At 44.0% G+C, this 26,031-nt stretch carries 31 protein-coding genes; 16 read left to right on the forward strand and 15 right to left on the reverse strand.

The annotated features are described in order from the left end of the window. Positions 1-118: 118 nt before the first annotated feature. Positions 119-253, forward strand: coding sequence for a hypothetical protein (locus MA03_RS08970; RefSeq protein WP_257719665.1), 135 nt, complete (start codon positions 119-121; stop codon positions 251-253). Between the two features lie 48 nt (positions 254-301). Then, on the forward strand, positions 302-601 hold the full coding sequence (locus MA03_RS01060) for a hypothetical protein (protein ID WP_052883498.1): 300 nt from the start codon (positions 302-304) through the stop codon (positions 599-601). 10 nt (positions 602-611) lie between these two features. Here the strand turns inward: MA03_RS01060 and MA03_RS01065 are convergent, their stop codons facing one another. Beyond that, entirely contained in the window at positions 612-1,082 is a 471-nt protein-coding gene (locus tag MA03_RS01065) for a hypothetical protein (RefSeq protein WP_052883499.1), read from the reverse strand. Between the two features lie 145 nt (positions 1,083-1,227). Here MA03_RS01065 and MA03_RS01070 point away from each other — a divergent pair, with 145 nt between their 5' ends. The 5 genes from MA03_RS01070 (at position 1,228) to MA03_RS01090 (ending at position 5,733) form a co-directional block, all read left to right on the forward strand. Further along, a complete protein-coding gene (locus tag MA03_RS01070; RefSeq protein ID WP_191118625.1) occupies positions 1,228-2,421 on the forward strand; it encodes a pyridoxal phosphate-dependent aminotransferase in 1,194 nt (397 codons plus the stop codon). Positions 2,422-2,500: 79 nt separating this feature from the next. Then, complete coding sequence (locus tag MA03_RS01075; RefSeq protein ID WP_191118626.1) at positions 2,501-3,043, forward strand: Rab family GTPase; 543 nt, start codon at positions 2,501-2,503, stop codon at positions 3,041-3,043. Continuing rightward, on the forward strand, positions 3,021-3,827 hold the full coding sequence (locus tag MA03_RS01080) for a hypothetical protein (RefSeq protein ID WP_052883501.1): 807 nt from the start codon (positions 3,021-3,023) through the stop codon (positions 3,825-3,827). Before MA03_RS01075 ends, MA03_RS01080 begins: the two co-directional genes overlap by 23 nt. Continuing rightward, positions 3,827-4,657, forward strand: coding sequence for a hypothetical protein (locus MA03_RS01085; protein WP_052883502.1), 831 nt, complete (start codon positions 3,827-3,829; stop codon positions 4,655-4,657). The genes MA03_RS01080 and MA03_RS01085 overlap by 1 nt, the downstream gene beginning before the upstream one ends. Before the next feature lie 5 nt (positions 4,658-4,662). Continuing rightward, the gene (locus tag MA03_RS01090) at positions 4,663-5,733 is read left to right on the forward strand and encodes a hypothetical protein (protein ID WP_052883503.1); all 1,071 of its coding nucleotides are present in this window, start codon (positions 4,663-4,665) and stop codon (positions 5,731-5,733) included. Here MA03_RS01090 and MA03_RS01095 read toward each other — a convergent pair. Continuing rightward, on the reverse strand, positions 5,730-6,524 hold the full coding sequence (locus MA03_RS01095; protein WP_052883504.1) for an NAD(P)-dependent oxidoreductase: 795 nt from the start codon (positions 6,522-6,524) through the stop codon (positions 5,730-5,732). The genes MA03_RS01090 and MA03_RS01095 overlap by 4 nt on opposite strands. A 66-nt stretch (positions 6,525-6,590) precedes the next feature. Here MA03_RS01095 and MA03_RS01100 point away from each other — a divergent pair, with 66 nt between their 5' ends. The 5 genes from MA03_RS01100 to MA03_RS01120 all read left to right on the forward strand — a co-directional run bounded on the left by MA03_RS01100 (position 6,591) and on the right by MA03_RS01120 (position 11,145). Beyond that, on the forward strand, positions 6,591-6,854 hold the full coding sequence (locus MA03_RS01100) for a hypothetical protein (protein WP_052883505.1): 264 nt from the start codon (positions 6,591-6,593) through the stop codon (positions 6,852-6,854). 45 nt (positions 6,855-6,899) lie between these two features. Then, positions 6,900-7,628 carry a hypothetical protein gene (locus MA03_RS01105; protein WP_052883506.1) on the forward strand — a complete coding sequence of 243 codons (729 nt, stop codon included), beginning with the start codon at positions 6,900-6,902 and terminating at the stop codon, positions 7,626-7,628. Between the two features lie 50 nt (positions 7,629-7,678). Next, positions 7,679-8,746, forward strand: coding sequence for a TIGR04084 family radical SAM/SPASM domain-containing protein (locus MA03_RS01110; protein ID WP_191118628.1), 1,068 nt, complete (start codon positions 7,679-7,681; stop codon positions 8,744-8,746). A 63-nt stretch (positions 8,747-8,809) separates the two neighbouring features. Further along, positions 8,810-9,442 (forward strand): LysE family transporter, encoded by a 633-nt coding sequence (locus MA03_RS01115; RefSeq protein WP_052883507.1) that lies wholly within the window; start codon positions 8,810-8,812, stop codon positions 9,440-9,442. A gap of 41 nt (positions 9,443-9,483) precedes the next feature. Then, positions 9,484-11,145: a TIGR04190 family B12-binding domain/radical SAM domain protein gene (locus MA03_RS01120; protein WP_052883508.1), complete on the forward strand. Its 1,662-nt coding sequence runs from the start codon at positions 9,484-9,486 to the stop codon at positions 11,143-11,145. 6 nt (positions 11,146-11,151) lie between these two features. Here the strand turns inward: MA03_RS01120 and MA03_RS01125 are convergent, their stop codons facing one another. Together MA03_RS01125 and MA03_RS01130 are read right to left on the reverse strand one after the other, a co-directional pair. Next, positions 11,152-12,189, reverse strand: coding sequence for a TrmB family transcriptional regulator (locus tag MA03_RS01125; RefSeq protein WP_219731642.1), 1,038 nt, complete (start codon positions 12,187-12,189; stop codon positions 11,152-11,154). An 83-nt stretch (positions 12,190-12,272) separates the two neighbouring features. Continuing rightward, positions 12,273-13,235 (reverse strand): thiamine-phosphate synthase family protein, encoded by a 963-nt coding sequence (locus tag MA03_RS01130; protein WP_191118629.1) that lies wholly within the window; start codon positions 13,233-13,235, stop codon positions 12,273-12,275. 184 nt (positions 13,236-13,419) lie between these two features. On the opposite strand from MA03_RS01130, the gene MA03_RS01135 reads away from it, so the two are divergent. Genes MA03_RS01135 through MA03_RS01145 form a run of 3 tightly spaced genes read left to right on the forward strand, consistent with a single transcriptional unit; the run spans position 13,420 to position 16,328 of the window. Continuing rightward, complete coding sequence (locus tag MA03_RS01135) at positions 13,420-14,043, forward strand: ECF transporter S component (protein WP_052883511.1); 624 nt, start codon at positions 13,420-13,422, stop codon at positions 14,041-14,043. Then, a complete protein-coding gene (locus MA03_RS01140) occupies positions 13,997-15,595 on the forward strand; it encodes an ABC transporter ATP-binding protein (RefSeq protein ID WP_052883512.1) in 1,599 nt (532 codons plus the stop codon). Before MA03_RS01135 ends, MA03_RS01140 begins: the two co-directional genes overlap by 47 nt. Further along, positions 15,585-16,328: an energy-coupling factor transporter transmembrane component T family protein gene (locus MA03_RS01145; protein ID WP_052883513.1), complete on the forward strand. Its 744-nt coding sequence runs from the start codon at positions 15,585-15,587 to the stop codon at positions 16,326-16,328. The genes MA03_RS01140 and MA03_RS01145 overlap by 11 nt, the downstream gene beginning before the upstream one ends. Here MA03_RS01145 and MA03_RS01150 read toward each other — a convergent pair. Genes MA03_RS01150 through MA03_RS01180 form a run of 7 tightly spaced genes read right to left on the reverse strand, consistent with a single transcriptional unit; the run spans position 16,317 to position 21,719 of the window. Then, complete coding sequence (locus MA03_RS01150) at positions 16,317-17,078, reverse strand: PH domain-containing protein (protein WP_052883514.1); 762 nt, start codon at positions 17,076-17,078, stop codon at positions 16,317-16,319. The genes MA03_RS01145 and MA03_RS01150 overlap by 12 nt on opposite strands. A 33-nt stretch (positions 17,079-17,111) precedes the next feature. Further along, complete coding sequence (locus tag MA03_RS01155; RefSeq protein ID WP_052883515.1) at positions 17,112-17,618, reverse strand: ECF transporter S component; 507 nt, start codon at positions 17,616-17,618, stop codon at positions 17,112-17,114. 39 nt (positions 17,619-17,657) lie between these two features. Further along, entirely contained in the window at positions 17,658-18,101 is a 444-nt protein-coding gene (locus MA03_RS01160) for a hypothetical protein (RefSeq protein WP_236944897.1), read from the reverse strand. 3 nt (positions 18,102-18,104) lie between these two features. After that, complete coding sequence (locus tag MA03_RS01165; RefSeq protein ID WP_052883517.1) at positions 18,105-18,815, reverse strand: purine-nucleoside phosphorylase; 711 nt, start codon at positions 18,813-18,815, stop codon at positions 18,105-18,107. Between the two features lie 32 nt (positions 18,816-18,847). Continuing rightward, positions 18,848-19,618 carry an FkbM family methyltransferase gene (locus tag MA03_RS01170; protein ID WP_052883518.1) on the reverse strand — a complete coding sequence of 257 codons (771 nt, stop codon included), beginning with the start codon at positions 19,616-19,618 and terminating at the stop codon, positions 18,848-18,850. A 14-nt stretch (positions 19,619-19,632) separates the two neighbouring features. Further along, entirely contained in the window at positions 19,633-20,352 is a 720-nt protein-coding gene (locus MA03_RS01175; RefSeq protein WP_052883519.1) for a purine-nucleoside phosphorylase, read from the reverse strand. Positions 20,353-20,372: 20 nt separating this feature from the next. After that, complete coding sequence (locus MA03_RS01180; RefSeq protein WP_052883520.1) at positions 20,373-21,719, reverse strand: amidohydrolase family protein; 1,347 nt, start codon at positions 21,717-21,719, stop codon at positions 20,373-20,375. Positions 21,720-22,157: 438 nt separating this feature from the next. Here MA03_RS01180 and MA03_RS01185 point away from each other — a divergent pair, with 438 nt between their 5' ends. Next, on the forward strand, positions 22,158-22,904 hold the full coding sequence (locus MA03_RS01185) for a thioredoxin domain-containing protein (protein ID WP_052883521.1): 747 nt from the start codon (positions 22,158-22,160) through the stop codon (positions 22,902-22,904). Positions 22,905-23,146: 242 nt separating this feature from the next. On the opposite strand, the gene MA03_RS01190 is transcribed toward MA03_RS01185, so the two are convergent. The 4 genes from MA03_RS01190 to MA03_RS01205 all read right to left on the reverse strand — a co-directional run bounded on the left by MA03_RS01190 (position 23,147) and on the right by MA03_RS01205 (position 25,965). Then, entirely contained in the window at positions 23,147-23,488 is a 342-nt protein-coding gene (locus tag MA03_RS01190; protein WP_052883522.1) for an ArsR/SmtB family transcription factor, read from the reverse strand. Positions 23,489-23,569: 81 nt separating this feature from the next. Further along, positions 23,570-23,971, reverse strand: a complete 402-nt coding sequence (locus MA03_RS01195) for a hypothetical protein (RefSeq protein ID WP_191118630.1) — start codon at positions 23,969-23,971, stop codon at positions 23,570-23,572. Between the two features lie 199 nt (positions 23,972-24,170). Next, positions 24,171-24,638 (reverse strand): hypothetical protein, encoded by a 468-nt coding sequence (locus MA03_RS01200; protein ID WP_052883524.1) that lies wholly within the window; start codon positions 24,636-24,638, stop codon positions 24,171-24,173. Between the two features lie 58 nt (positions 24,639-24,696). Continuing rightward, positions 24,697-25,965, reverse strand: coding sequence for a Glu/Leu/Phe/Val family dehydrogenase (locus tag MA03_RS01205; RefSeq protein ID WP_052883525.1), 1,269 nt, complete (start codon positions 25,963-25,965; stop codon positions 24,697-24,699). Between the last annotated feature and the right edge of the window lie 66 nt (positions 25,966-26,031).

Consider the following 26,031-nt stretch of genomic DNA (forward strand, 5'->3'; position numbering starts at 1 on the left):
TGGACTCCCTTCAGGTTAATAAATAATGCGTATAATATTGGTAATATGTTCTTATGCTCGTATATTTTGAAAGAAAGCCTACAAGATGTGATGAGGTGCCTATTTGTTAGGGAAAAACATGGAAGAACTAACACTCGAGGATTTTCTGAAAAAACTTGCAGGCAAAAGCTTACGTGTCAAACAGGTCATAGCGCCTCCACCAGCCATAATCATTGAGTCCATGGGGAGTACATATAGGGTTAGGGTAAAGTAGTCCCGACTAAATGAAAACGAATTTATTTTTCTTCATCTTCATGCTAGCGTGCGTTTTGGCAGGGACATTGTTTATTTAACCAGAAAAATCCTGCTCAACCGCAACATATACTTCTCTAACGATCAGATGAACAGCGAGGGGAGAAAGATTTTCGAGGAACTTTCAAGGATGATTATAGACGAACATCCATACCTAAAAAACCAAGTTAAGAAAACCAGGAAAAGGGGTGATCTCTTGTCCTTTATAAAATTATCCGAGATTATCTTGGGAGAAATGGAGGTCCAAGAGATACTCTACGCTACCACACACCCACCTTATGTTTTCAAGGATACCGATCCGCCTTACTAGGAACGGCTCTTTACTTTGTTAGATCTAACTTTATTATGTCCTCTAGTTCAAAGTAGAAGATCCGCGCGCTCTTAAAAGATATATACTTTGACTTGGAATCGGAAACGATAGTATAGGTTAGAACAATCTTGCATGGGGCCTCAATTATCCCCCTCTTCCTCGTCTCTTCTATCAGAACTCCAGCAACTCTTCTCCACTCCTCTAGGCTTCTATTCCGGTCAACACCTTGTTCCCGCGCCAGCCTCGTTAACGTTGCATAGAAGGCCTTCCTCAAATTGAACATTGCCCCCCTAGAGCTTGGACTTATTGGGGACTGAATGGTATTCTCCTGAACGCTAATCTCGGCAACGTCAAGGAATAACCTCATGTTTCTCTCAAGTTGCTCAACATAAGTTCTCATAGCCTCAGGTATCTTTTTCTCATTGATGCTCTGATCGATCATTTTCAGGATTTGGTCTATGCTTTTAACAAGCTCCTCCATGGTTGATCATTTTAATTTTTCCCAAACTCTTTATTAAGTTTTTTAGTGCAATGGCGTGAAAAATTTCTTTTAAGAATCTTTTTCCACATACCGTTTTAGTTTTTAAGAATGTAAAGCTTAAATTCCTCTGAAACTCAGATATCACGTGTCCAAGCCGATTTTAAAAACAAGCCACATTTCGAGTAAGCTTGGAGCCGAGGAGTCCTTTGTATATCTTGCTCGCAGCCTCGAGCTTAAGAAAAAAGGTGTAGATGTCATATCTTTCGGGATTGGTCAACCTGACTTTCAGCCCCCACCCCATGTTATAGAATACGCGAAGCAGGCTATGGATTCAGGATTTAACGGTTATGGTCCAAGTTTGGGTATGCCAGAGCTGCGAGAAGCTGTCTCAGATTTCATAAACGAGGAATACGGAGTGGACGTTAAACCGGAGGAAGTGGCCATAACAGCTGGAGCAAAAGCCGCGATTTTCATAGGGATGCTTGCACTCCTAGAACCTGGAGATGAGGTGATTATTCCAGATCCCGCTTATCCCTTATATGAATCCGTTGCGAGATTTATTGGAGCCAATATAATTTTCCTTAGGCTTCACCGCGGAAACAACTACAAAATAAGATACGAGGATATAGAGAGACTGGTCACAAATAGAACCCGAATGATAGTGCTAAACTATCCCGAGAACCCTGTTGGATCTACAATGGATCAGCGCGATGTTGAGGCACTCGTGGACCTCGCATATAAGAAAAACTTCGTCATTGTTTCTGATGAGATTTATGACCACTTCGTTTACGAGGGTAAACACTTTTCAACACTCCAGACCCCGTACTGGAGGGACGTCGTTTACTATGTTAACGGTTTCTCAAAGACATTCGGGATGACCGGCTGGAGGCTGGGATACGTTGTTGCTAACAGGGATCTGATATCTAAGCTTTCCGTGATAGCAAACAACATGTACTCGTGTCCAGTGACTTTTGCGCAGATAGCGGCGGCGAAAGCTTTACAGGACGGCTTAGAATGGTTTAAACCCATATTAAACCAGTATAGGAAGAGACGTGACCTGATCCACCGGCATCTAGGCAGTATAAAAGGTGTTCACGTCTTCAAGCCTGAAGGAGCATTCTACATATTCCCAGACTTTACAGAGATTATAAAAGCAAAGGGACTTAAAGATGAAAGAGAACTCGCAGATCGATTATTAGAAGAGAAAGGAGTAGTAGTACTACCGGGAACAGCGTTTTCAAAGGATGCGGGCAAGGGACATCTTAGGTTTGCTTTTGCCGTAAGGGAGGAGGATATTGAGAAAGGAATTGAGCGCATAAAGTCATGGCTTGAAAGCTAGAAATAAACAAAAATAAGAAATACTGTTTTCTAAGGGTCAAAAATATAAATTATTCAAAAATGATGGGTGTTGAGGCATAGTGTCGACAAGTGTAATAAAACTGTCGCTATGTGGTCCTGGTGGAGTGGGTAAAACCAGTCTAGCAAGAGTTTTTACTGGTGGCTCATTCAATGAGTCAGAAAGGATAACGGTAGGTATTCAGCACTTCTTTAAAAAACTAAGATGGGTAAATGGGACAGAAGTTACTATCTCTATATGGGATCTTGGCGGCGAACACAGGTTTTTTTTCCTTGCCCCAGCATTTCTAAGAGGGGCAAGGGGCGTCGTATATGTCTTCGATATTACACGGGAGGAAACATTTATAGAGATTGAGAACTGGCGTAGAGTTGTAGAGGACACCCTGGGCCCTATCCCAGCAGTTCTAGTAGGTAACAAAAAGGATCTTGAATCGCTTAGAATGGTCCCCCGTGAGACAGCTTTGGAGTATGCTCGTGCACATAACCTTTTAGGATATTTTGAGGTATCCGCGAAGCAATTAATTGAAGTTGAGGATCCATTTTTATTTTTGATAAAATATATTTTAGATAAAAGGCGAGAATATGAGCAGGGCTCAAGTCATTAGGACTGTTAAGGTGCGCTGCCCACGGTGCGGAGCGGAAATCCCTTTAGAATTAACACCTAATATTATAGAAGAAGCCAAGGCTAATCCTTTAGGGCTAGCAGGAGTAGCCTATCCCCATCTTGACCACGTTTTAATAGCATATTTTGACAGGAACGGGGAAGAAAGAGGGGTAAGAGTATTTTTAACATTACAGGCTCCTGAAAAAGGCTTATATGAAATACTCCTTGCGAAAGACGATTTGAAGGGTTTGAGGAATATTTCTGGTTTTCGCGTAGAGTCAAGAAAGCTCAACATTAGAATAAGTTCATTTACCACGGCTACAACTGCGGCACTTAAGATTTCAGGTAGGGATACTATCGTGGAGGTGGACTTCCAACGAGACTTTAGTTATCAAATACTCCGCGGATGGCTTGAAATTCTCTTAGACGTTCTAGAGAATTCGTATTCATCGGCTCCATTAGACTATGTCAACACCTTTAGAATTCTAGATATAATGTTGGAGGAAAAGCCTTTCGCCTATGCTAAGCAGGTTTTCTGGCTCGTAGCTAACGGCTCAACTATCACGATAAGACCGCGACTACCTGAGGCTTTGCTCTTCAAGAAGTATAGACCAACTCTTGTCTACGAGAAATATAGTGGAGCATTCATCTCGAAGGTTATTGAAAAAAACGAGATGAAGGTCAGTGAGGCTTTAGGACAAGATAATCCTCAAGTATTGTTTGTCAATGCTGAGGCTCTCCTCTCGCTATACAGGAGAGGAGTGCTGGATCTGGTGATAGAGTAATGTCTGAAAGCATAATTTATGATGTTGCTCTAAGGATAATGTTTGATACGTATAGAACTCTAGAGGAACTAAAACATCCCAAGGCTCGCATATTCGAGACTATCAAGAAGGATTTTCCCATGTTGATTAACAGTGCTACGGAAAGATTGAGAAATGTTTCACTAGACGCGGAAGTTCAACAGTTACAAGATTTTCTTAGATATGCTTCAACGACACTAACGAGGGTTTATCTAAGTGGAGATTGGAGACCCCATGTTTTCTTGAGTGAGATCTTCTATGAGGTTCTACCTCTCAAAAGGCTTCATGAGTGGGTTATAGATATGTCGAAACTACCTTCCTCCCCACAGATTGCAGAGATCAACAGCATCATCCCCCTCACATCAGCAAAGATATCTTCTAGGCTTGGAGGTAAGCAGATACTCCTTTTTGAGGCGAACCTGATCGAAAACACTTTATTCCGTGAAATACTCGACGAGTACTCTCGACGCTACGCGATGAACGACGAGAGACTCCTCCTAAGTAACGTTGACGAGATAAACAGGCTGAAAGAGTCCTTAGACTTTTTATATGTGGGCTCCTTGGATGCTTGGAGACTGGGATGGCCCAACATATTGTCGCTCGCCTCTCAACTCTTAAAGCGTAAAGGGAACTTGTCCCTTATTTTACCCATTAACCAGCGAGAGGGTTTGAAAACCTTTCTCAAACTTTTCGATGTACCAGAGTATCCTGAGCCTGAGAAAATAATTGAGGATCTTCAGAGGCAACGCTTTACTAATATATACACAAGCAAGGGACCTGGATTTTTAGCCTTAGTGGCGGCTAGGAGATAGGGATAATGGTCATGAGAGTGATCTATCTTCCCGAACCATTTTTCTCGCCAGTAACGCCTTTACTTATAAGTGAGGAGGAGCCAACTACGATATACCTCGACGAGAAATTACAACCTGTGAAGTGCTATTCGCAAGATTGGTTTCCCGTCGAGTGTCCTAAAAGTTTAGATTTCCAGGAAGGCGAATATTATGTCGTTGGAGGGGCATCGGCAGAGGTTTTGGCTTCTTACCTCAATCTTCCCTTTGTTGACGAAAAGCGAGTAAAGATGCAGGAGGAGTATGATTCTCGAGATAGTTTGTCGCTTGTTAAGTGCTTAAAGCTAGCTGCTGGGAAGCCAGAGGAGGAGCCTTTAATAAAGAATACTATTCTTGCCATCCTTCCGGGAAGTATTGTAAAAAAGAAGACTTGGGGTGTTGCCTATGTAGCGCGCATTGATGGAGATGAGCCAGAGGTTAAGGCCGAGATCCACTTTGATCAAAATTTTAGGACGGTTGAAGAGAGAATCTCTGAACTCGATGAAATATACAAGTTCGAGTATTGGTGGCAGCCGCCTTGGGAATACATATTTGCTTATGGTAAAAATTTCAGGAGGCTTGTTGAGATCATTAGCGAGAGACCCGTTGAAAAGATACCTCCCGAGATATTGAGAAAACACGTACATCTTTCCGTAGAAGACATTATCCGAGATCTCTACCTGAGTATTCGCAGATCAAGTGCCGAGTCCGTGTCGCGTAGAAGCCTCAAAAAAGCTGTGATTTACATTGATGACAACCTTGTAAAGCCCTCGAAGACCTATACGGCTGTCCTAGTTACGAAGAATCAGCAGCGAAAAATTTTTGCGAGATGGTATTTCGACGAGAAATTGAATCTTAGGGGGTTCGATAATGTTCCACCAGAGGCAGTCACTGGGATCGATGCCGAGATAGCTGTTGGTAGAGTACCCCGTGAGACGCAAGCCAGTCTCTCTGAGGCCCATTCATCCTTTCTGGTAAAGAAGGCAATTTATTCCCCAGTTAGGATTATTGACTACCTCGCAATAAAAGTTCACAGGTGGTACGAGGTAGCACTCATCTAGACGAGCCCCTTTAGGAACTTGTAAACACGCGTATAGTCCTCCTCTGATATAGCCTTTCGCATAGAAGCGCTTAAAAGCAGCTGAGCCATGGATGAGATATGAGGTAAAGATATTCCTTTTTCAGATCCAGCAACTATTAATCTCGAACCATATCTCTCAATAATGCTTTTTATCCATAGATCCTGTCCTATCTCGAAAAATTTTTCAGGGCTCACCCCCCAGCCCTCAGCTAAGACTAGCGCCTCTGCGAGCCCAATCATTGCAGAGAAATAAACGCTATTAATAGCGAGCTTTACAGCCGAGGCCTCCTCAGGACTGCCCACAACGTGAACTTTCCTGAACAACGCATCAATGTAGTCTTTGTGGGTCACGAGTTTATCATAGTCTCCTCCGGCGATTCCAACAAGGTCGCCGCTCATAGCTTCCTTCGGGCCACCCATTATAGGTAGAGCAATATATGGACAATTTTTCCTTGTACTCATCTCATATGCCCTTCTAGAATGCAAGGGTGTTACGGTTGAATGATTTACTACTACCAGATCATTTCCGAGGTTATTCAATATGTTTTCCAAGACGTAGAGAGATGCGTTGTCATCTGAAACATTTATTGAAGCTATCTCAGCCCCTTCAAGGGCCTCCCGTATGCTTTTCGTTACCCTCGCTCCGAATTGGCCGAGAGAGGCTGCCTTCTCGTAACTACGGTTCCAGACAGAAACTCTAAATCCCCTCTCTAGGAGTCTCCTAGCTATGTTCGAGCCTATAAGTCCTGTTCCAAAAACTGCGACTGACATACATCTTCTCGAAATGAGGACAAATATTTAAGCATGTGTAAAATTTTTTACTTATTGGGGGTGAGGATGGAACCTTTAAAGGCTCTCGAGATCGTTGAGCAGACACTTCAACAAAGAGGCTACCATACCAAGAGATCAGTGGAAGAGGGCGACTATGTTTTAGAAGTCTCTAGTTTTAATAAAAAAGCAAGAATTCGATTTCACCAACAGAAGGGCGAACTCATTGAACTTAGATTGAAGTATGAGGGTACAGCCGGTCTAACGATCCTTAAATGCGAGCAATACGAGAAGTCACTCTCTTGTATAGAAGATCTATTAAATCGGTTTTAAAAACCAAAAATCTATTTTAACGACGAAGCAATAATATCTTAACAAATGAAGCTAAAGCATATTGCTTCAGTCTTCCTGTTAATATTCATAATCTATGAGCTAATGGAATTTTACGTAATTTACTCCGTTGAACCAGTATTCATAGAGGTTAGCAGGGTGTATGGAGAAACCGAGGAAAACACACTCTTGGGAATCCGAATATACTTCCCTAACCCCTACTTTCTCTCGGTCAGGGTTTATAGCTTCAAGCTCAAGCTCAATTGCCCAGGTTTATCTGGAGGCGAAGGCCAGGCGTTTAATCTGACACTCACGCCCAGGTTCACAAACATTTTCTCTTTAAATGCTAGTGTGTCTGGTGGACTGGGCTCCAAATGTGAGGTGATTTACTCATGGGTTCCAGATCCCTTCATCTTATATCTTCTAAATCTTCATCCGTTAAATTTCACTCGAAGAACGGATTTAGTCATGCCGGGCAAATCACCTTTTCTGTGGGCTGGATGGAATGAAACAGAGACCAGCATCGGTGAATGTGTGTCCCTTCAAGTCTATACTTATCCTTCCTCAGTCTTCAACGTTAGAGTTTTCGCAGATTATCTCTCAATGCCACCCGTAGCGGTCTTCGAAAAATCGGGTGTTGGTGGAGGAACTTTTATTTTTTGTCCGAAAGAACCCTCCTCTCTCAGACTTAAGGGGTATTTCCTAGAAGTAGTTTCTGGAGATGCTCGATGGGTTCAGGCTGACAGCTATCCTCCTCGGCTTAAAGTCTCGCCGTGAAATTTTCAGCCTCGAGATAAATTTATACGGTTACAGGAAGAGCTACCTCTGTGCTCTACATCGTGTTTACAACGGGCCAGTGCAACCTAAAATGTGATTATTGTGGAGGTAGTTTTCCCAGGGAGAAAGTTCCTTGGGAAATAGAGTATGATTTGGCGAACCTAAAGAGGCTAATTGAGAAAGATGACGAGGCAGTGGTTGCGTTTTATGGTGGGGAACCCCTGCTAAATTACAAGAAGGTAATCTGGATATTGGATAATATTAAGGCTAAGCATTTTGTGATACAAACGAATGGATTACTGTACCACATGCTCCCGAACGAGTATTGGCGTAGATTTGATACAGTGTTACTATCCATTGATGGGAGGCGAGAGATTACAAACAAGCATAGGGGTGCTGGTGTCTATGAGAAGGTCTTGGAAGCGGCAAAGCATCTTAGAAAAATAGGATTTCAAGGCGACGTCATAGCAAGGATGACTGTGACACAAGATACAGACATATACGAGGATGTATCGCATCTATTGTCTCTTAATTTATTCAACCATATTCACTGGCAACTAGACGTAGTCTGGAGCGATAGGTGGAGAAACTTCACAGAATGGAGAGATAACAGCTATAAACCCGGTTTAAGGAGACTGATGAGCTTATGGATTACCCGGATAAAGAAGGGAAAGGTTCTGGGAATCGCGCCTTTCAAAGCCATTGCCTCACAAGCCATCTTTGGAAACGTCTATAACGCTCCGCCCTGCGGCTCCGGAGTTAATTCAGTGTCAATACTAACGAATGGAAAAATAACGGCATGTCCAATAGCAGTCTCTGAGAACTGGGCTTTACTGGGCGACGTTAAAACAGGCTTTAAACTAATGCAAAGACCGATCTTGGAGCCATGTATAAGTTGCCCCTATTTCAATTACTGTGGGGGAAGGTGTCTTTACGCATATAGAGAAAGATATTGGGGGGACTCAGGATTTAGGGAAGTATGTGAAGCTACAAAGACGCTTATAAAACTCGTTCTTGCCTCGGTTCCAGCAATAATTGAGAGCATTGACAGCGGGGTTATTTCCCCTGAAGATCTCCTCTACCCTCCATTCAATAACACGGTGGAAATAATCCCTTAAGAAATAATTTCGGAAAATACATGAGAAAACTAAAATAGTCCTAGAAATCAGTTTGCAGCGAACATGATCGATCCATCGCTAGCCGTGGAGGTTGTAGCACTAACTGCTGGTGGTGTGGTTTCGCCAGGTCCTCTGTCCTCCTCAGCTATAATAGGAGGTAGTATTCATGGATGGAAGTATGGTTTTAAAGCGGCCTTGGGTCACATGTTCTTTGAACTACCCTTGTTTGTCCTCTTAGGCGTAGGGACCTATAATTTCCTTCTTAACCCAACGACTCGTAGATTATTATCCATTGCGGGAGGATTCATAATTCTGTTTTTTGCCGTAATGTTTCTACGAGACTTACTCGCAGGTGAGCACGCGGAGGGAAAAACTGTGAAGACTATGGGAATGGCGGTAAACCCCATTTTGTTAGGGCTCATGCTTACAGCATTTAACCCCTATTTCCTAGTATGGTGGGGAACTGTAGGTGTAAAAATAATAGCGGATATCAACCTTTATTCCCCAGGTCTCTCCGGAATGCTCGAGTATTATGCAGTGCACGTATGGATGGACTATGCATGGCTTTCTTTACTGGCTTATATGGCTAGCAAGGGTCTAAGAGCAAACAAGAAAATCCTAGAACTCATACAGCTTGTTCTCATTACAGCAATGATATATTATGCTCTGAGATTCTTAATTGATGCTTTTACATAATTAAAAAATATATGTTTTGATTTTGATTTCTACTGGGCTTCATGACGCGTAGCTATGATCTTGTCCTAATACATCCTCCAAGTGTTTACGACTTTCGTGATTTAAAACGCGTCCATTATGGTCCTATAAGTGATGTCATTCCATCCAAGCCCATCTTTGATATGTATCCTGCAGGCTTCTTCTATCTAGCCTCCTACCTCGAGAAAAGGGGGGTAAGAGTCGGTCTATACAATGTAGCTGCAAGAATGGTTAACGAGCCTGACCTGGATGTTCCACACCTCCTTAAGACCATCAAATCATCTGTTTATGGTTTTGACATTCACTGGCTTGTCCACTCTCATGGTGCAATCGAATTAGCAAGGCTTGTAAAGGAGCTTCATCAAGCTCCGATCATTATAGGTGGTTTATCAGCAACCTATTACTGGCGCGAAATAATTGAAAAATACCCATTTGTCGACGTCGTTGTTCTAGGCGACACTACTGAGCCCATCGTTTTCGAGCTTGTACAAGCTTTGGAGAAGGGTGAAATGGCCCGTCTTCAAAACATCCCTAATCTTGCTTTCAGGCAAGAGGGCAAGTTGAAATTTACAGGCCTTAAATATGTTCCCGTTGAGCTGGATGACCTGAAACCAGACTACAAGATAATCTCTAAGGTTATGATAAAGAGCGGCTTAAAAAACTCTTTACCTTGGAGCAGTTTCCTAAAGCACCCTGTTACAGCTGTAATCACATACAAGGGATGTTCATTAAACTGCCTAGCTTGCGGTGGAAGCAATTTTACTTACCATGTGATATTCCGTAGAAAGATGCTTGGAGTTAAAAGCCCGAGGACTTTGTTTGAGGAGTACAAAGAGATCACAGAGAGGCTGAGGGCTCCAATATTTTTCGTTAATGATCTCCAACTCCTCGGAAGAAAGTTCATAGAGGAGTTCACGAGTTTGCTTGCACAAGAAAAAACTGATATAGAGCTTTTCTTCGAGTTCTTCACACCTCCTTCTCGTGATATTTTGAATCTTTATAGGAAAACCGGAGACAAAGTGTATCTTCAAATTTCACCTGAGTCTCATGATGAGAGGGTAAGGAAAGCTTATGGGAGACCTTACGGAAACGCTAGCCTCAAGGAGTTTGTACGGAATGCTCGGGAGCTTGGCTTTACAAGGGTAGATATGTACTTCATGGTGGGGCTACCTATGCAAACACCCTTAAACGTCCAAGCACTAGGCGACTTCTATCTTGAGCTCTTTAAAATAGGAGGAAGATCCGTAGACGCATTTGTAGCGCCTTTGGCGCCTTTCGTAGACCCTGGTAGTATTGCTTTCCATATGCCGCGAAAATTCGGTTACCGTATATTGAAACACACCTTAGAAGAGCACCGTGAGTTGCTTACAGCACCTAACTGGTACTTGATGCTTAATTATGAAACTGAATGGATGACACGTGTACAAATAGCTGAGGCGACTTACAACGCGGTGGAAAGCCTGACACGTGCAAAGTACGAGGCTGGTGTGATTAGTAAGGATTACATGGAGGACGTCCTTGACTCCATTCGTCGTATCCGGAGTGGACAACCGAGGCTTGGATTAGACTCAAAGGAAACGCTTAGGGAAGAAGAGCTCTACCCAGCCAGAAAACTATGGATCACCTATTTAACTCCACGTTCCCTAGCCGAACTTATGTTGTATTCTATATTGTATTCGATATGATTGTCCTCAGCCCGTCTCTTCGTGTATTTCAAAGTATTCTCCAGCAACCTCTTCAGCTATAGCGTCTAGTCCTCCAACCCGTATTATGCTTGTTCCTGTATCGACTTTAAAGTGAGCATAACCGGCCGGCAAGTCTAGGACAGCGTCTACAATACGTCCCTCCACCTTCACTTTAGCACCAGTATCTACCTCATATCCTTCGGAAATCAGTCGGAGTTTCTTGTTTTCGAGAAGTAGCTTCCTAGTTTCATACAAAGCCATGCGATGAAAAGTGAACCTTAAAGGAAAGTTAAATTTATCATCTACAACGACCTTAGAGCTTACCCATCTATTGACGTAGTCGTGAGACAGATAATCAACCAGTGTTCTCTCTTCTAGAAGAAAGCCATGTTTGAGTGGTAGAGTCGGTCTAGCCTTTAGGACGCCACCTAGGGAAGAATCAACAACTACCACTATGTCCCCTGAGATAGCTACACGTAGCTTTTTAAGGAACGGCATATCTTCAACGATAAATTTAGCTCCCCGCTCCCCCAGAGCATAGCTAAGGACATATACGCTTACACCCCGTTTAATTGCCGCCTCGATCTTGTCGCTCAGAAGATGTATGAACTTGATATCCCCCATCACGAGAGCATCAATCTTAGCCTCGTCTAGCATTTGGGATATCCTACTCTTCGCTACTTCGGGTTCCCGAATAATCCAGACTCCGAATTTTTCCTCGAAAGAAGGTTTAGAAATACTCTTCATGTATTCAAGAGCCTTCGTCGTTAAAGCGTTAAACTCCCGCATGAACATACTAGTTAGTAATTGAGGGTCAACAGCCCGATACTTTTTTGGACGGCCCCCCAGCTCCTCTATATAACCTTTAGAGGAGAGGCGTGTAAGAGCGACATGAATCTGAGGACGATGCCTAACAAGATAATCCGAGATCTCGGGAGCGCTAAGGGGTCCTTTCTCCAGGAGAATCAAATATAGTTCGGCCTCCAGGCCTGTAAGACCCAGCATCCTGAGTAGTTGAATGGCGTTCTCACGAGGAGAACCCACGGAGAGGTCCCCTAAAGATCCTTCCCCCATTCTTAGTCAAAAGAAAGTAGTTTAAAGGGTTATTAATATTTATTCACGCTTAACTATTGCGATAGAAGAGAGTATTGTAGATTATGTTTTCTAAGAATAGTTACATAGATTTCAGCTAGTGATACCGCTATATTAGCAACTTCTACGGCACGTCTCCCAAAAATGTACACGTTTGGCTCAATATAGTCCGCTCCATTATCCACAAGTATCTGACAGTCAGGGCATTCATCGAAAAGTACGGGTGCTGCTGCGGCTACAGGGTTAGCCGCAGGATACTCACTACTACTGAACTCCTTAAACTTCAAGTCCATCGTCACGAGCGCTTCTTCTACAAATCGATCATACTTTATATTCATCACTGCCCTATATTTCCCATCGATGGACAAGAGAACACCTCCTAAATGCCGGCTAGCCCCAAACTCTGGCTTCCTGTACAGAATACCACCCCTTTTATCAGGTGAGATTCTACCAGGAATCGCGACGACATCGAACAGACCCTTAGCACCAGGAATAGCCAGTGCAAGATTCGATAAAACCTCTGGGATTAAAAAAGGGAACTCATTTGAGGAAGACAAGATCATGAGAGCTCTTTCAATATCAGCCATAGCTAGACCCTTACTCACATCAAGGTCTGGATAAACCATTTTTGTACAGATATAGCACTCACTTCTTCTCCAACCATACTTTTCATGAGCTTTGCAAGCATCTCCTCCTGCCAGAATCAAAAGCCAATACCTGTTAGCCAACATCCCGGCAGTGTTTATTTCACCCTTGGCGACGTAATCAGCGATCTTTCTAGCTATCAACTCTATCTCGGATATCTGCACATTCAATAATTCCATGTCTCTTATGATAGAGTTCCTATTGTTTCTCATCATCTTGCTAACAGCTGCCTGGGTAACCCCGAGCGCTCTTGCAATCTCGGTCTGCGAAAGACCTCTTTTTCTCAGTTCATTTACTAGGATCTTGCGAAAACCCGGGACGAATATATTGAAGGCTATTCCCTCCGGGAACATCGATATACATAGTCTCTCATATAAAACTAGGTTATAAATCTTCGCTTGAAAGAAAATATACGTAAAATATAACACTTGCATATATCCCATCTTCCTCATAACTAGGTTATAGAAAATAACATTAAATTTCACATTTTATGAGAAAACTTTATAACCAGATTATAGATTTTAATCAGCGGTTGAAATGAAAACACGGTTAACAGTAGTTGAACTTGTTTTCACAGCAGCGATATCCACGGTAATAGGGGCTATCTTTCTTGTATGGTCGAACATCGTGTGGGATGCCACAAAGCTAATCCTAGGTTTACTCTTCCTCCCGATTATATATGGAATGTGGTTTATAGGAGCAACCATCCCCGCATACATAATAAGAAAGCCAGGAGTGGCTCTGCTAGGCGAGGTTCTAGCATCCATAATGGAAATGGCATACGGGTCCCAGTTTTCCTCGACAGTTCTCCTCTATGGATTCATGCAAGGTCTACTCTCTGAGCTAACCTTCATGGCTACACGGTACAAAAGGTGGGGGTGGGTCACGATGACATTGGCTGGTGCCATGCCTGCTCTCTGGGCGGCACCTGCTGACACTATCCTATACGGGATAGCTGAGCCCTTAACCCCCGAGCAGAGAGTAGTCTTCTGGTCTCTGTATTTCGTCAGTGGAGGAATATTCGCGGGGATACTCGTTAAAGCGGTAATCGACGCTGTGGCTAGATCAACTCCTATCCTTGACCCCTTTGAGGTGGCTAAATCGGTGAAGTCACTTGGAGACAGTCTCAGTCGATTTCCTCAGCGTCTCATTAGGGTTTAAAGAATTCCCAGTAATAAGGGATGTTTCCTTCACACTGAGGAGTGGGGAAACTCTCTTAGTTTTAGGTCCCACAGGCTCAGGAAAGTCTACCCTTTTACTCGCTTTATCCGGTGTTATTCCCGAACTTATAGTAGGGAAAGTTGAGGGAGACATACGTATAGTCGGGCACGATCCAGCCTCCGAGGGCTTGAGGGGAATAGCTGGGGACGTTGGTATCGTTTTTCAGGATCCAGAGGCGCAGATAATAATGGACTCCGTATTTGAAGAAGTTGCTTTTCCACTCGAAAACTTCCTGTATCCGAAGGAGTCCATATTTGAAAGGGTGGAGAAATGCCTTGAGGACACCTACCTCGCACCATACAAAAACGAGCAGACAGATACCCTTTCAACTGGTTTGAAGCAAAGGCTTGCCCTGGCTAGCGTTCTATGCTTCAAGCCTAAAGTTCTCTTATTGGATGAGCCTACAGCCCACATAGACCCAAAGTCATCACTTGCAATATATCAGATATTAAGGAGGTATAAGAGTGAGGGTGGTACGATAATTCTAGTCGAGCATCGCCTCGACTACCTGGAGGGACTTATCGATAAAATACTTTTTCTAAATAATGGGAGAGGCATACTAGCAAGCAATTTTAACGAGCTCCTTGAGAAGATACCCTTTGAAAGTCTTACTCAGGCCGGTATCTGGTTGCCTTTTTCTACCCTTAAAAATAGATCGGAATTATCTAAACCAGTAGTAGATTTTTCAAGAGCTAATACCACTCGAGAGGACTCTGTGGTAATGGCTGAAAAACTCAGCGTGATTATTGATCAGAAGGCCGTATTGAAGAATGTATCCTTTAAAGTCAGCAGAGGAGAGCTTTTAATCATTGTGGGCCCCAACGGTAGCGGAAAAACTACTCTTTTGCGGGTAATTGCCGGGCTTATAAAGAGATACTCAGGAAGTGTAATTGTCCTGGGTAGGAGACCAGCACTTTCGCAGGTTGCCTATGTCTCACAGATACCTGAACACCAGTTTACAGAACGCAAGGTGATCGAAGAGGTTGTGTCTGGCCTAATCGCAGGAGGACTCTCAAGGGAAAAGGCCTTAAAGGTCGCTATGAAGACACTCGAGGACAGAGGTTTAAGCCATCTGGCTGAAAGCGGTGTGTACGAGATTAGTCAGGGTGAGAAGAGATTGATCTCTCTTATCGAGATGGAGCTTCTTGACAGGCCAATTCTTCTACTCGATGAACCCACATTTGGCTTGGATCTAAGGCACACCGTTTCTGTCCTAAAGTGGATTGAAAGCATGCTTGATAAGCGAAAAACAGTGATAATGGTTACACACGATACATGGGTTCTTCCCCTCCTCAATGCTAGACTTATAGGCCTTTCAGAAGGCAAGATTATTTTTCAAGGATTTTTTAGCGATCTACTTAAGCAGCAAAGGGTCTGGGAGGGTCTTAACTTCTCCCCGCCACCCGTTTTTCGAGAAGCTTTTAGCTCTGAGCAGATAGAAATCGCTATGCGAGAAATGCGAAACGCGGTGTTCTCAACATATGACAGGTAAGAGTACGGAATTGCTTAGAAAAATCAACCCGGTCGTGAAACTCTTCGCGGTAACGGTAGCAGTTTTTACAGTAGCATTATTTCAGAATATCATTACAACTATCGTAAACCTTGCTGTTTCACTCCTACTGGTTTTTCTCTCAAGACCAAAAATACATAAGTTTATTCTTACGGGGGTAGCTTCTACACTCATCGGCTATACATGGGTAACTTATGTTCTGTTCACTTTAAACATTGGGCTTGAACCCTCTCTGGCGCTGTATAAGACGCTTCTACTGTCAGCTCGAATACTCATAATTATCCTTTACTCCATGTTCTTTGTCGCGACAACAGGACCCCAAGAGCTTGCCTCAGCTCTGACGCTGCAACTAAAAGTGCCCTATATATACTCCTACATGACTTTTGTCACACTTAGAATGTTTCCACTGGTAAGGAGAGATCTAGAGAACATGGTAGCCTTCAGGAAAATGAAAGGCTACTTGAAGCTTTCAAGGCCCTGGCAGCTAATAATCTCTGTGGCAGCCCCTCTTCTCTATTTAGTCGTTAGGAGATCTGTTATGCTTGGCATTGCGATGGAATCCAGGGGCTTTGGCAGGTACCCTTCAAGGACATTTATTGAAGAAACTACAATAACAATTCTAGATGTTTTATTCCTTTTAGCGGTGATTCTACTACTCATTCTCTCCATATCTGCATCTTTTATCTTTAAAGTGCCTCTCGAATTATCGCTCTAGAATAGCCCTCTTCACGTCGTTATAATTTCTCACTCCAAAAATACAATTCCAGGGTCTGGGCTCTACACCCACAACTCTCTTACCACCTCCAACCAGGACTCCCACCCCTCTTTTTTCAACTGAGACTCCACTAAGGCTGAATGTGTCTCCAAGTCCTATCTGGCTCTGGGTAACAGGTAATATGTGAGCGTAGCCAAAAAGGTGTCCGAGAAATGGTACTATGACTACAACATCGCTAACAAAATCTTTTCTAACGACTCTTTCCCATTTATTTACGAAGCCGCCTTTTATCACAATTGTGTCCGGGAAGACGTAATAAGTGAAGCTTCTCCGGTATAGATCTACACCTAGGACTCCAATCAAAGAATAAGCTAAGAATAGGAGGATGAGGGTGTTAAAATCCCCGGGTACTATGCTAAGCCTCCTGGTAGCCTCTACTACAACGAAGCCTCCCAGAGTGAAGACAAGTGGCTTAATGTCTACCCGTACTATCCAGTTTAACACGCCTAAAGCGGTGGAGATTAGAAAAGCTGAAACATAAATAAGGCTGGAGGGGAAGTGTAGCATTGTAATCCATAGCAATATCGGAGATAGTGTTTGGAGCTGCGTCTTAAACTCTGCAGGCAAACCCAGCCATAAAAGATGAGCAAGTACTAAGCTTAGGAGGGGCAGGGAGTAAAGTAAATAAACTCCAAGAAACGAAAAGACGGTCGGCTTGTCCTTCCAAACCGCTTCATCGTGCCTGCTCATACATGCTGCTGTTAATTTCAGGTTGAAAGCAGGTTAAATCATTTGTGAGACCTTCCTAATGACTGAATTATTCTCGAGAGGTCTAACAAGTAAAGCCGAAAGAAGTACGGAGACAAGTGTCTGCCCCAATATATCTCGAATAAGAGATGTCAGGGCCGGGATTAAGCCTTTGACGTATACATTCACAACAAAGTATGTAAAGCTCATAACCAGACCAGCTGTTATCATGAGCATAACCTTTGTCCGAAAACTCTTGCCTTTAGCAAACCCTGCAATGTAACCTTGTAGACCATGAGCCACTAGGGTTACGTACCATCTTGGATACCCGACTATTATGTCAGCAATCACTGGTCCGATTAGACCAACAGCAGCCCCGACTTGACTGCCAAAGAGTAAAGCGGCTAGATAAATGACCGTGTCACCTATATGCGTATAACCCGTGGGACTCGGAACAGAAACAATAGCAGTTATAGCTGCACAGAGTGCAGAAAAAACTGCGACGATAGCCACAAATACGCTCCACTTTCTCTGTTGTGCCACAGAATCATTTTAACGTTTGAACGCTATATCTTTTTCTTTTCATAAGTTCTTTTTCATAAGCCTCTCAACCCTAGAGAGATATCTCGCGGTTTTAACAGCTTGATTACTCACCTCAATAGGCGAACCTTCCTCTATGACTACATGCCTTATCATGACGTCTTTACCAGACACCTTAGCAGCTTCTTCAACAGCATGATGCAACCCTACACAATGGGGAGACCCGTCTACCGTCAGAACAACCACCTCCTCGAGGTTCACACGTGCAAACATGGAGGCCACCTTTAGAGCCACAACGTTAAAGTGTTCTGACTCTAGACACACAGCCAGCGGCGTTCTTCCCTGCGAAAAGCTCTCGTATATTTCGGGGTATTCGTCCCTTACACACGCTCCGTATATTAGAACGCGGCGAGTCTCACGCATGAGTTTTGAGGCTACATTAGTCTCAGTAAGGCGCTTGTAAGCGTGAAAGTGCTCGCAAGTCAAGCCTCACACCTTAATAGAGACAAGTGTATCCAGTGCAAGGGTACCCGCCATCCTAGTTCTTTCAAGCATTTCCTCCTCGGAAACGATCCTCTTGTCTTCTTCAAGCAAGTGCCCGTTGACTACAAGTACTGCAGCTGCCTTAATGCCTCTCAACATGGCTATAGTGAACAGTGTTGCGCACTCCATCTCAACCGACAATGCTCCAAGGCTTGCCCACCTTTCAGCTATGGCCTTATCCTCTGCATAGAAGGCGTCGCTACTTACAACGGGTCCAGCGTGGACAGGAAAACCTCTTTGTTGGGCTTTGGAAAACAGGAACCATGCAAGCTCGAGATCCGGGGCTGCTGATACACTCAAGTCTCCAAAATACTGCCTAAAAAGACCCCCATGGTAATAATGAGCAGCTGTGGGAACAACGAGATCACCGACAGAGACCCTACTACTAAGGCCTCCAGTGGTACCTAGGCGTACTATGGCTTTAGCCCCACTCTGAATTAATTCTTCAAAAACAATCGCAGCACCCGCTCCTCCCATTCCATGCGTGGCTATCGCAACTTCAACCCCCCTCCATCCTCCTGTATATACGAGTAAACCCCTGTTCTCGTTGACCAGGACAGCGTTTGATATCGTGTGGGAAAGAAGCTTTGCACGACCGGGGTCTCCAACCACGAGAACCCTGGGAGGAACCCTATCAACCTTTATATGAAAAGGCATAGAAAAATCTTATAATAATCCATATTTTAGGCTTACCGTCTGCTCAACGCGTAAAGGAAGCTTTGATGCGGCGTCTCCCCGTCATTTACAACGATTAACCGGTACCTCTCCTCTAGGACCTTGCCGAGCCGCTTTAATGAAGAGTAACCCTCATGAATCTCTACAACTATCTTCTCAACGTCAAACTCCTCAAGCGCTCTGGTAGACTCCTCTAAAACATCCCCCTCAGAGCCCTCGACATCTAACTTTAAGAGATCTATTTTCTTAAATCCAGACATCTTTAGGGCATCCATCAAGGTCAGTTTAAAGACTCTTAACCTGCCTACAACCCTTGAAAAATCCTCTACATAGCCTTTAATAAGAGAAGAGTTCACCAAACTTTCTCCCAGGTAAAACCAGCCCCATCCTCGTCTCTTACCAACAGCCACGCAGAGAACTTTTGCTCTTTCATCAACCTTGTTAAGTTTAAGATTCCAGTAAATGTATTTGCAAAGAGCTGGGTTCGCCTCCACAACAGTTACCTTAACTTTTTTTCCAGCTTTCAGGTTCTTCACGCTATATAGGCCCAGGTATCCACCTATGTCCACGACTCGTTCTGAACCCCCTGCACGAAATTCCTCAAATCTCTCGTAGTCCTTGTAGATAAAGATATGTGCATAGTTTAGCGTAGCCTCGTGTATCTCACTGCGAGGGACAGCTAGCCTACATGACGGAAAAAGTAAGAGAGCAGAATCACCAGTCAGCGATGAGGCTAGGCTATAAAGATCAACGAGTCTTCTCAGAGAAAAATCGATGATGTTCATGATTATCTAAAATTCTATAAAGGAATCGAAACAACAGCGTCCAAGACGGCACGTGCAGCCTTGTCCACAGCAGCTTTTAACTCCTCCGCTGTAGCCATCTTCGCGTACACTTCTCCGATAACATCACTGACCACAAATGATACTCCAGCTTTAACTCCACGTATTCTCGAAAGGACGAGAAGCGTTGCCGCCTCCATGTCCACGGCGATCATTCCTCGTTTAATCCACTCGTTGAGAAACTCGACTCCAGCATAGAAGTTGTCGCTGCTGATAACGGGACCTACAAAGTACCTGAGGTTGTGCTCCTTTGCTTTCTCTACAAGAAGCCGGAGCACATCGTAATCGGGAACTGCTACCATGCAGTCGTTCTTAGAATACGTGCTCAAGGTTCCTCCTGGAGCATAAGAGGCACCGGTAGCTATCACCATGTCTCCTACCCTCATCTCGCGCATCAACCCACCGCACGTGCCAAACCTTACGAGAAGCTTCGCTCCCAGCATTATCAGCTCTTCGAAAACGATCGCAGCGGATGGGGCCCCTATCCCGTGTGTCGCCACGGAAACATCTACACCTTTCCACTTCCCAGTATATACTAGAAAGCCTCTATTCTCGTTTACTAGTCTTGCATTTTCAAGCATCGTTGAAAGTTGTTTGACGCGGGCGGGATCGCCTGACACAATAACGCGGGGCGCGACGTCCCCGGGTTTAGCTAGTATGTGGAGGGGTTTGGCCATAACTTGAAAAACTTAATCGACTATATTTCTTTTACCTTCAGCAAATTCTCGAGCTCTGGATTCTCGTTCAAAGCTTTTCTAAGGAGGGACATCGCGGCTGCCTCGCCTCCATGAATTACTCTTTCCTCGTCAAGACCCACGTGTCTCCCGCCTCTAACGACAATTCTTCCCTTAACGATAACCGTGTCAACGTCACCAGTAGTGGCCGAGTATACGACTAGAGCGTACGGGTTAAAGGCGGGTCTCAAATGTGGCTTCTTGATGTCAAGCAAGACTAGATCAGCCTCAAACCCCCTCTTAATTATGCCTGTTCGAAGCCCTAGAAGCCGTGCAGTGGATCGCGTAGACATTTCCAAGACATCGTAAGCGTTCCATAAACCGACCCTCTCGGCCAACAGTCTCTGACCGAAGATGAGTAGCCGCATCTCTTCGAAGAAGTCAGTGTTATCGTTATAGCAGGGGGCGTCAGTGCCTATAGCTATGTTTCCCCCAAGCTGCCAATAATCATAAGCATGGAACCTCGTCCCTGAGAGAAGATAGGTTGTAGGGCACTGTGCTATTATGCTTCCGGAGTGTGCAAGGAGGGCTTTCTCCTCGTTAAGAACATAGTTTGCATGAGCCACTATAGTCCTGCCACCAAGAAGACCCAAGTGCAAGGCATATTTAACGGGAGTAAAGCCAGTCCTCTCATGCACTACCTTAAATTCCCTCTGGGTTTGTGCCAAGTGTAAGTGTAGAAATAGCTTATCGTTTTTCGCCTTTTCGGCCAGGAAGACCAGATTCTCTCTATGCACGGTATCAGTTGCATGGGGCGCGAGGACAGGCGTTATAAGCTCGTGGTTCTTCCACTTATCCACAAAGTCAAGGGCCTTACGCAACTCCTCACTTCCCACGAAAGGACCATCTATGTCCATGTATGTATGGCCCAGAAAACCTCTGATACCTACTTCTTCAACAGCCTTAGCGATCTCATCCATGAAGAAATAGTGATCGGCAATAACGGTAACACCGCTTTTAACCGCCTCTAACGCGCCTAAAAGTGCCAGCCTGTATGCGACATCCGGGGTAAGACTCTTCTCCAAAGGCCAAAAAACCTTGTAGATGACCTCGCCAGCATCAGCCGCGAGCCCCCTGAAACCAGTCATAGCGATATGAGTATGGGCGTTAATGAGCCCCGGCATCACAATTTTTTCACGCCCATCAATCACATCGTCAGGCTGTCCGTATGCTGATACTATAGTAGCGTAGTCTCCGATGGCTTCTATAACTCCATCCTTGATTAAAATGGATTGTCTTCTAAGCAAGCCATTCACTCCATCCATAGTCAAGATGAACTCAGCGTTTCGGATTATAATCGATCCAGTCACATACACTATGGGACCCTGCGTGAAATAAAACTTAGCCCTTGAGATGAAGTCGAGAGTTTACGGCCATATTACGATTATATTATAATCGATGTTTATGAAAATATTCGGTTTAAAAAACATAATCTTTAAAATAAATTCCCATATTTTTAACGTAAATGTTAGTTTAAAATAGAATTCTACCACATAATCAATCGAGAAAATGCAAGTTACCCCGAAAAAATCAGAAAACATATTGAGATTTAGCAATGAAGAAAACGAAAGATGCATAATGTATAGTATATCATGTATTATAAATTCCGTGATATGAAATTCGTATTACGTATTTCATATTACGGAAATCACTGTATAAAATAGATAAATTTCCCAGTAAAATCTCTTTTTATCTCCCGAGCACCTATAACGAAAAGGATAATTTTAGCCGACCATACTCAACTACTCATGATAACAATCTACGCACACCCAAGATGCTCAGACTCCTTCCATGTATATCAACTATTGGAGCAAAATTCACTCCTTGAAACGGTAAAATTTGTCAACACTGAAACTAACCCTTTATCCGCACTTGAAGCGGGAGTCTTCGCCGTACCAGCATTCGCTAAGGCTGGTAAAGTAGTACTCCAGGGGTATTTCGTGGACGAGGAGATCCTAGAGTTAGTAAAGGCAGGATCTATACTCATAGAAGATGAAAAAAGCGCGCTTGATAGGCTCATTAAAAGCATTCTTTCCTCATATCTAACCTCTTCCATTGTTTACTTGAAAGGCTCCTTCGATGTGCTCCTCCATTCGGAGCAATTTCTGCTTTCGGCTAGTGGCGCTTTCTTTCTTCCGGAACAAAGAAACTTCCTAAGCATGGCTTACAAGTACCTCAGTGGTTTGAAGATCACGGAAGAAAACGAAAGAAGCTTTCATAGGATAATAGCTGGAAATTATATCAGGGACCTCTACTGGATCAGAGGAGGCAACATCTCGAGAACTACTTTGGAAAGCTTGGGTGAGAACCACTTCCGCGAGTGGATTCTTCAACGCTCAAGTATAGGTAGGGTCTTCGTTCCCCAGTCATACCCACTTACCGCTGAAGTTCTTGATAGGATTCATAGGGCGTGGATCTATACCCTGGAAAGATCCGAGATTATAATCCAGAGGGTTAGGGAGGAGCAGGAAAAAATACCCAAGGATTGGCTTTAACCTCACTGCTTTCTCAGAAAGCTCTAATGTTATGGGTGATTTGGTGAATGGTTTTATTTTTTAAAGGTTTCTTTAAACCGTACCGTGTTGCGTGTTTTATCAAGGTTTTTGGCGGAGGTTTTCCTCGTTTTTGGGGGTTTTTTGGATTTTTGATGTTCTCGGGGGTCTTGCAGTTTTGCGTCCACAAAACAGCGTATTACGCTTGTATTTCAAGGGAGAAGCTGTTTTGCATTTCAAGGATGCTACTCTAAAACTAGGGCTAGGCTGTGGCCCTCTTCGAGTATCTTTATGAGGACGCTCCGGAGGAGCTTGCAGGCCTGGAATAGTTCCGGGTACCTTAAGCTATAGTATACTTTGTTTCCCCTCCTCTCCGACGCGATGATTCCGAGCTGTTGGAGGTATCCAAGGTGCCTGGAGACAACGGGTTGCGGCTGCCCGGTAAGCTCAACAAGCTCTGATACGCTTTTTTCTCCATCCTCGAGCAGTTTGACTAGCTGGAGTCTAAGGGGGTGGCTCATGAACTTGCAAAGCCTGGCTTGCATCTCGTAGAGCTTCTCTTCAGGAATATTAACTGGTTCACCCATAATACATCATGTATAAAGGATGATAGACATATTAAAATATATCTTGTTTATGCTATAATTCAGCGCAGTGACACGATTATTCTAAGTCTTGGACCTTGGCACAGTGGGTTCGAGGATGACGGGCAGCGTCTTCTCCTCGTCGTTCCGGAAGTTTACCTCCAGTCTAATAGTTGTGGGAGAAGTCTTGGCGAGACGTGGAGGAGTTATCACTTTGAATTGGAGTGTTGATTTTTCACCGGGTTCTAAGCTGAAACTCTGTTTTTGAATTCTTGGACTACTAGAGCCGATGTATAGTATTTTATCTTTGAACTCGACTTTAAGTATCGAGTGTTCAAGACCCCATTCTATCTTCTCGATGTTCAAATCCACCTGAACCCTTCTTCTCGCGTGGTTTTCAATTTTTATGCTGGCTTCGCTCGAAAGGGGTATTAGTACCGTTTCACCCTTGAGGTTAACTGTCACGTTAACTTGAGGTGAGGTCACTATAATCACCTGTGCATGAGAAACCTGATCGGCTTTTAAATAGTATTTAGTTCAATCCTTTTCCTAGGTTTTCATCACGTCTTCAGGCGCGGCCAGCCTCTTCACGGTTCAATTATAGCTACGCAATCACGTTAAAAAGTCCACGCTAAACTCATTATAAAAAAATCAGATAAAAACGAATATTTTAAAAAAATAAAATTTAGGTCGAGAAGGAAACTTTGACTCCGAAGAAGTCCTTAACGTGCGGCTTGAAGAAATAGTACAGGATTACCGCATTTATCACCAAGGATACAAGCGAGGTGATCTCACCCATGGCAATGTTTACGAGTGAAGACAACAATGAAAGTATACCCAGTATTACGCTGAGCCACCATGCCCAGCTCTTACCGTTCCATAAGCCCCAGCTTACAAGGAATGCTATGCCTCCAGATACCAAGAAGAAGAATCCGAGAGCTCCAGCCACGGCTATCACAAATGCTCGTGCGCCCATGGCTGTAAGCTCATGAGTGATTAATGGTCCGAGAACGATGAAGGAAATTCCCGCTAGAATGAATAGTGCTGCAGAAATAAACCCAAGGATAGAGAGAATAGTGATACCTAAGGGTCGCTGTTTAGGAGGAGGTGGCGGTGGTGGAGGTGGAGGAAGTTGAGGTGGTTGTTCGGACATGATTATCAAGAATTGAAAATGAAGAGATGCTTAATAAAGATTTGCTAACTGGACGGTTTTAAAGCCATCCTCTTAGCTTCATCGCGTTATACACTCTCCTTAAAGCTAAGACGAAAGCCGCGTCGCGCATCGTCACTAGCCTATCTGATCTTTCATCCTTCAGCTTTTCCCAGAGGTCCGCGGTTCGCTTAAAGTTCTTTTCCATTATAGAGGCGAGTCTCTGTCTAGTCTCCTCCTCGTCCCAGAACCACCATTGAAGGTTTTCCACCCATTCAAGATAAGACGCTATAACGCCTCCGGCGTTAGCCAGGATGTCGGGTACTGCGGCTATGAAGTCTTTTCTAGAGTAGAGTATCTTTTCGGCCTCCGGCGTTGTAGGGCCATTTGCAGCCTCGATTATAAGTCTCGCCTTTACCTTGTTTGCATTGCGCTCTGTGATCGAGTTCTCTATTGCAGCTGGGATCAGGATGTCAGCCTCCGCATATAGGGAGGCCTCAGGATCGTTGAGCTTGTTGCCCTTTGGATAGTTAATTATCCCTCCAGTCTCCTTAACAACCCTCATCCCAAGCTCTGGATCTATACCGTTGGGATCATAAACTGTTCCCGTTATATCGCTTACAGAAATGACCTTGGCTCCTAGGCGGGTCGCCCATAGGGCGGCGTACTGTCCAACATTACCGAATCCATGTAGCGCTACAGTTTTACCCTCGAAACCGTCCAGCCACCTCTCGGCTGCAGCCTTAGCAGCGATGACTGTTCCAAAGCCTGTCGAATAAATTCTAGCTGGGTTCCCCCAGAGCTCCGGCGGCTTAGCGGTGAAAACAGCTGGAACATTGTAGCCTTTCAGCTTGCTGTACTCGTCAACCATCCACGCCATTATTTGCGGATTAGTGTTTACATCGGGAGCTGGGATGTCCTGCTCCGGTCCAATAATCGATGCTATAGCCCTAACATAACCACGGCTTAACTGCTCAAGTTCTCGCAAGCTCAGCATTTTAGGATCGCATTTCACCGCACCCTTGCCACCGCCATAGGGTATGCCGGCGAGAGAGTTTTTAAGAGTCATACCCATTGCTAAAGCTATGCCTTCTTCCAAAGTTACTTCAGGGTGAAATCTTATACCTCCCTTGTAGGGTCCGAGAGCATCATTATGTTGAACCCTATATCCCTCAAATACGACAAGTTTACCATTATCCATTTTGACAGGTATTTTAACCATAAGGATCCTGTCAGGCTTGCTCAGATAATCGTAAGTCTCCTGTGGGAGGCCTGCAAGCTCGATGGACTCTTTAAGGACCTTCAACATCCATTCTAAGTATGAAGACATTCAAGCTCGGTTTTTACATTCTTAAAGATTTATATAAATTTTTCTAAAAAATTACTTAATATGTTG

Source organism: Thermofilum uzonense (assembly GCF_000993805.1).
GTDB classification, from domain to species: Archaea; Thermoproteota; Thermoprotei; order Thermofilales; family Thermofilaceae; genus Thermofilum; species Thermofilum uzonense.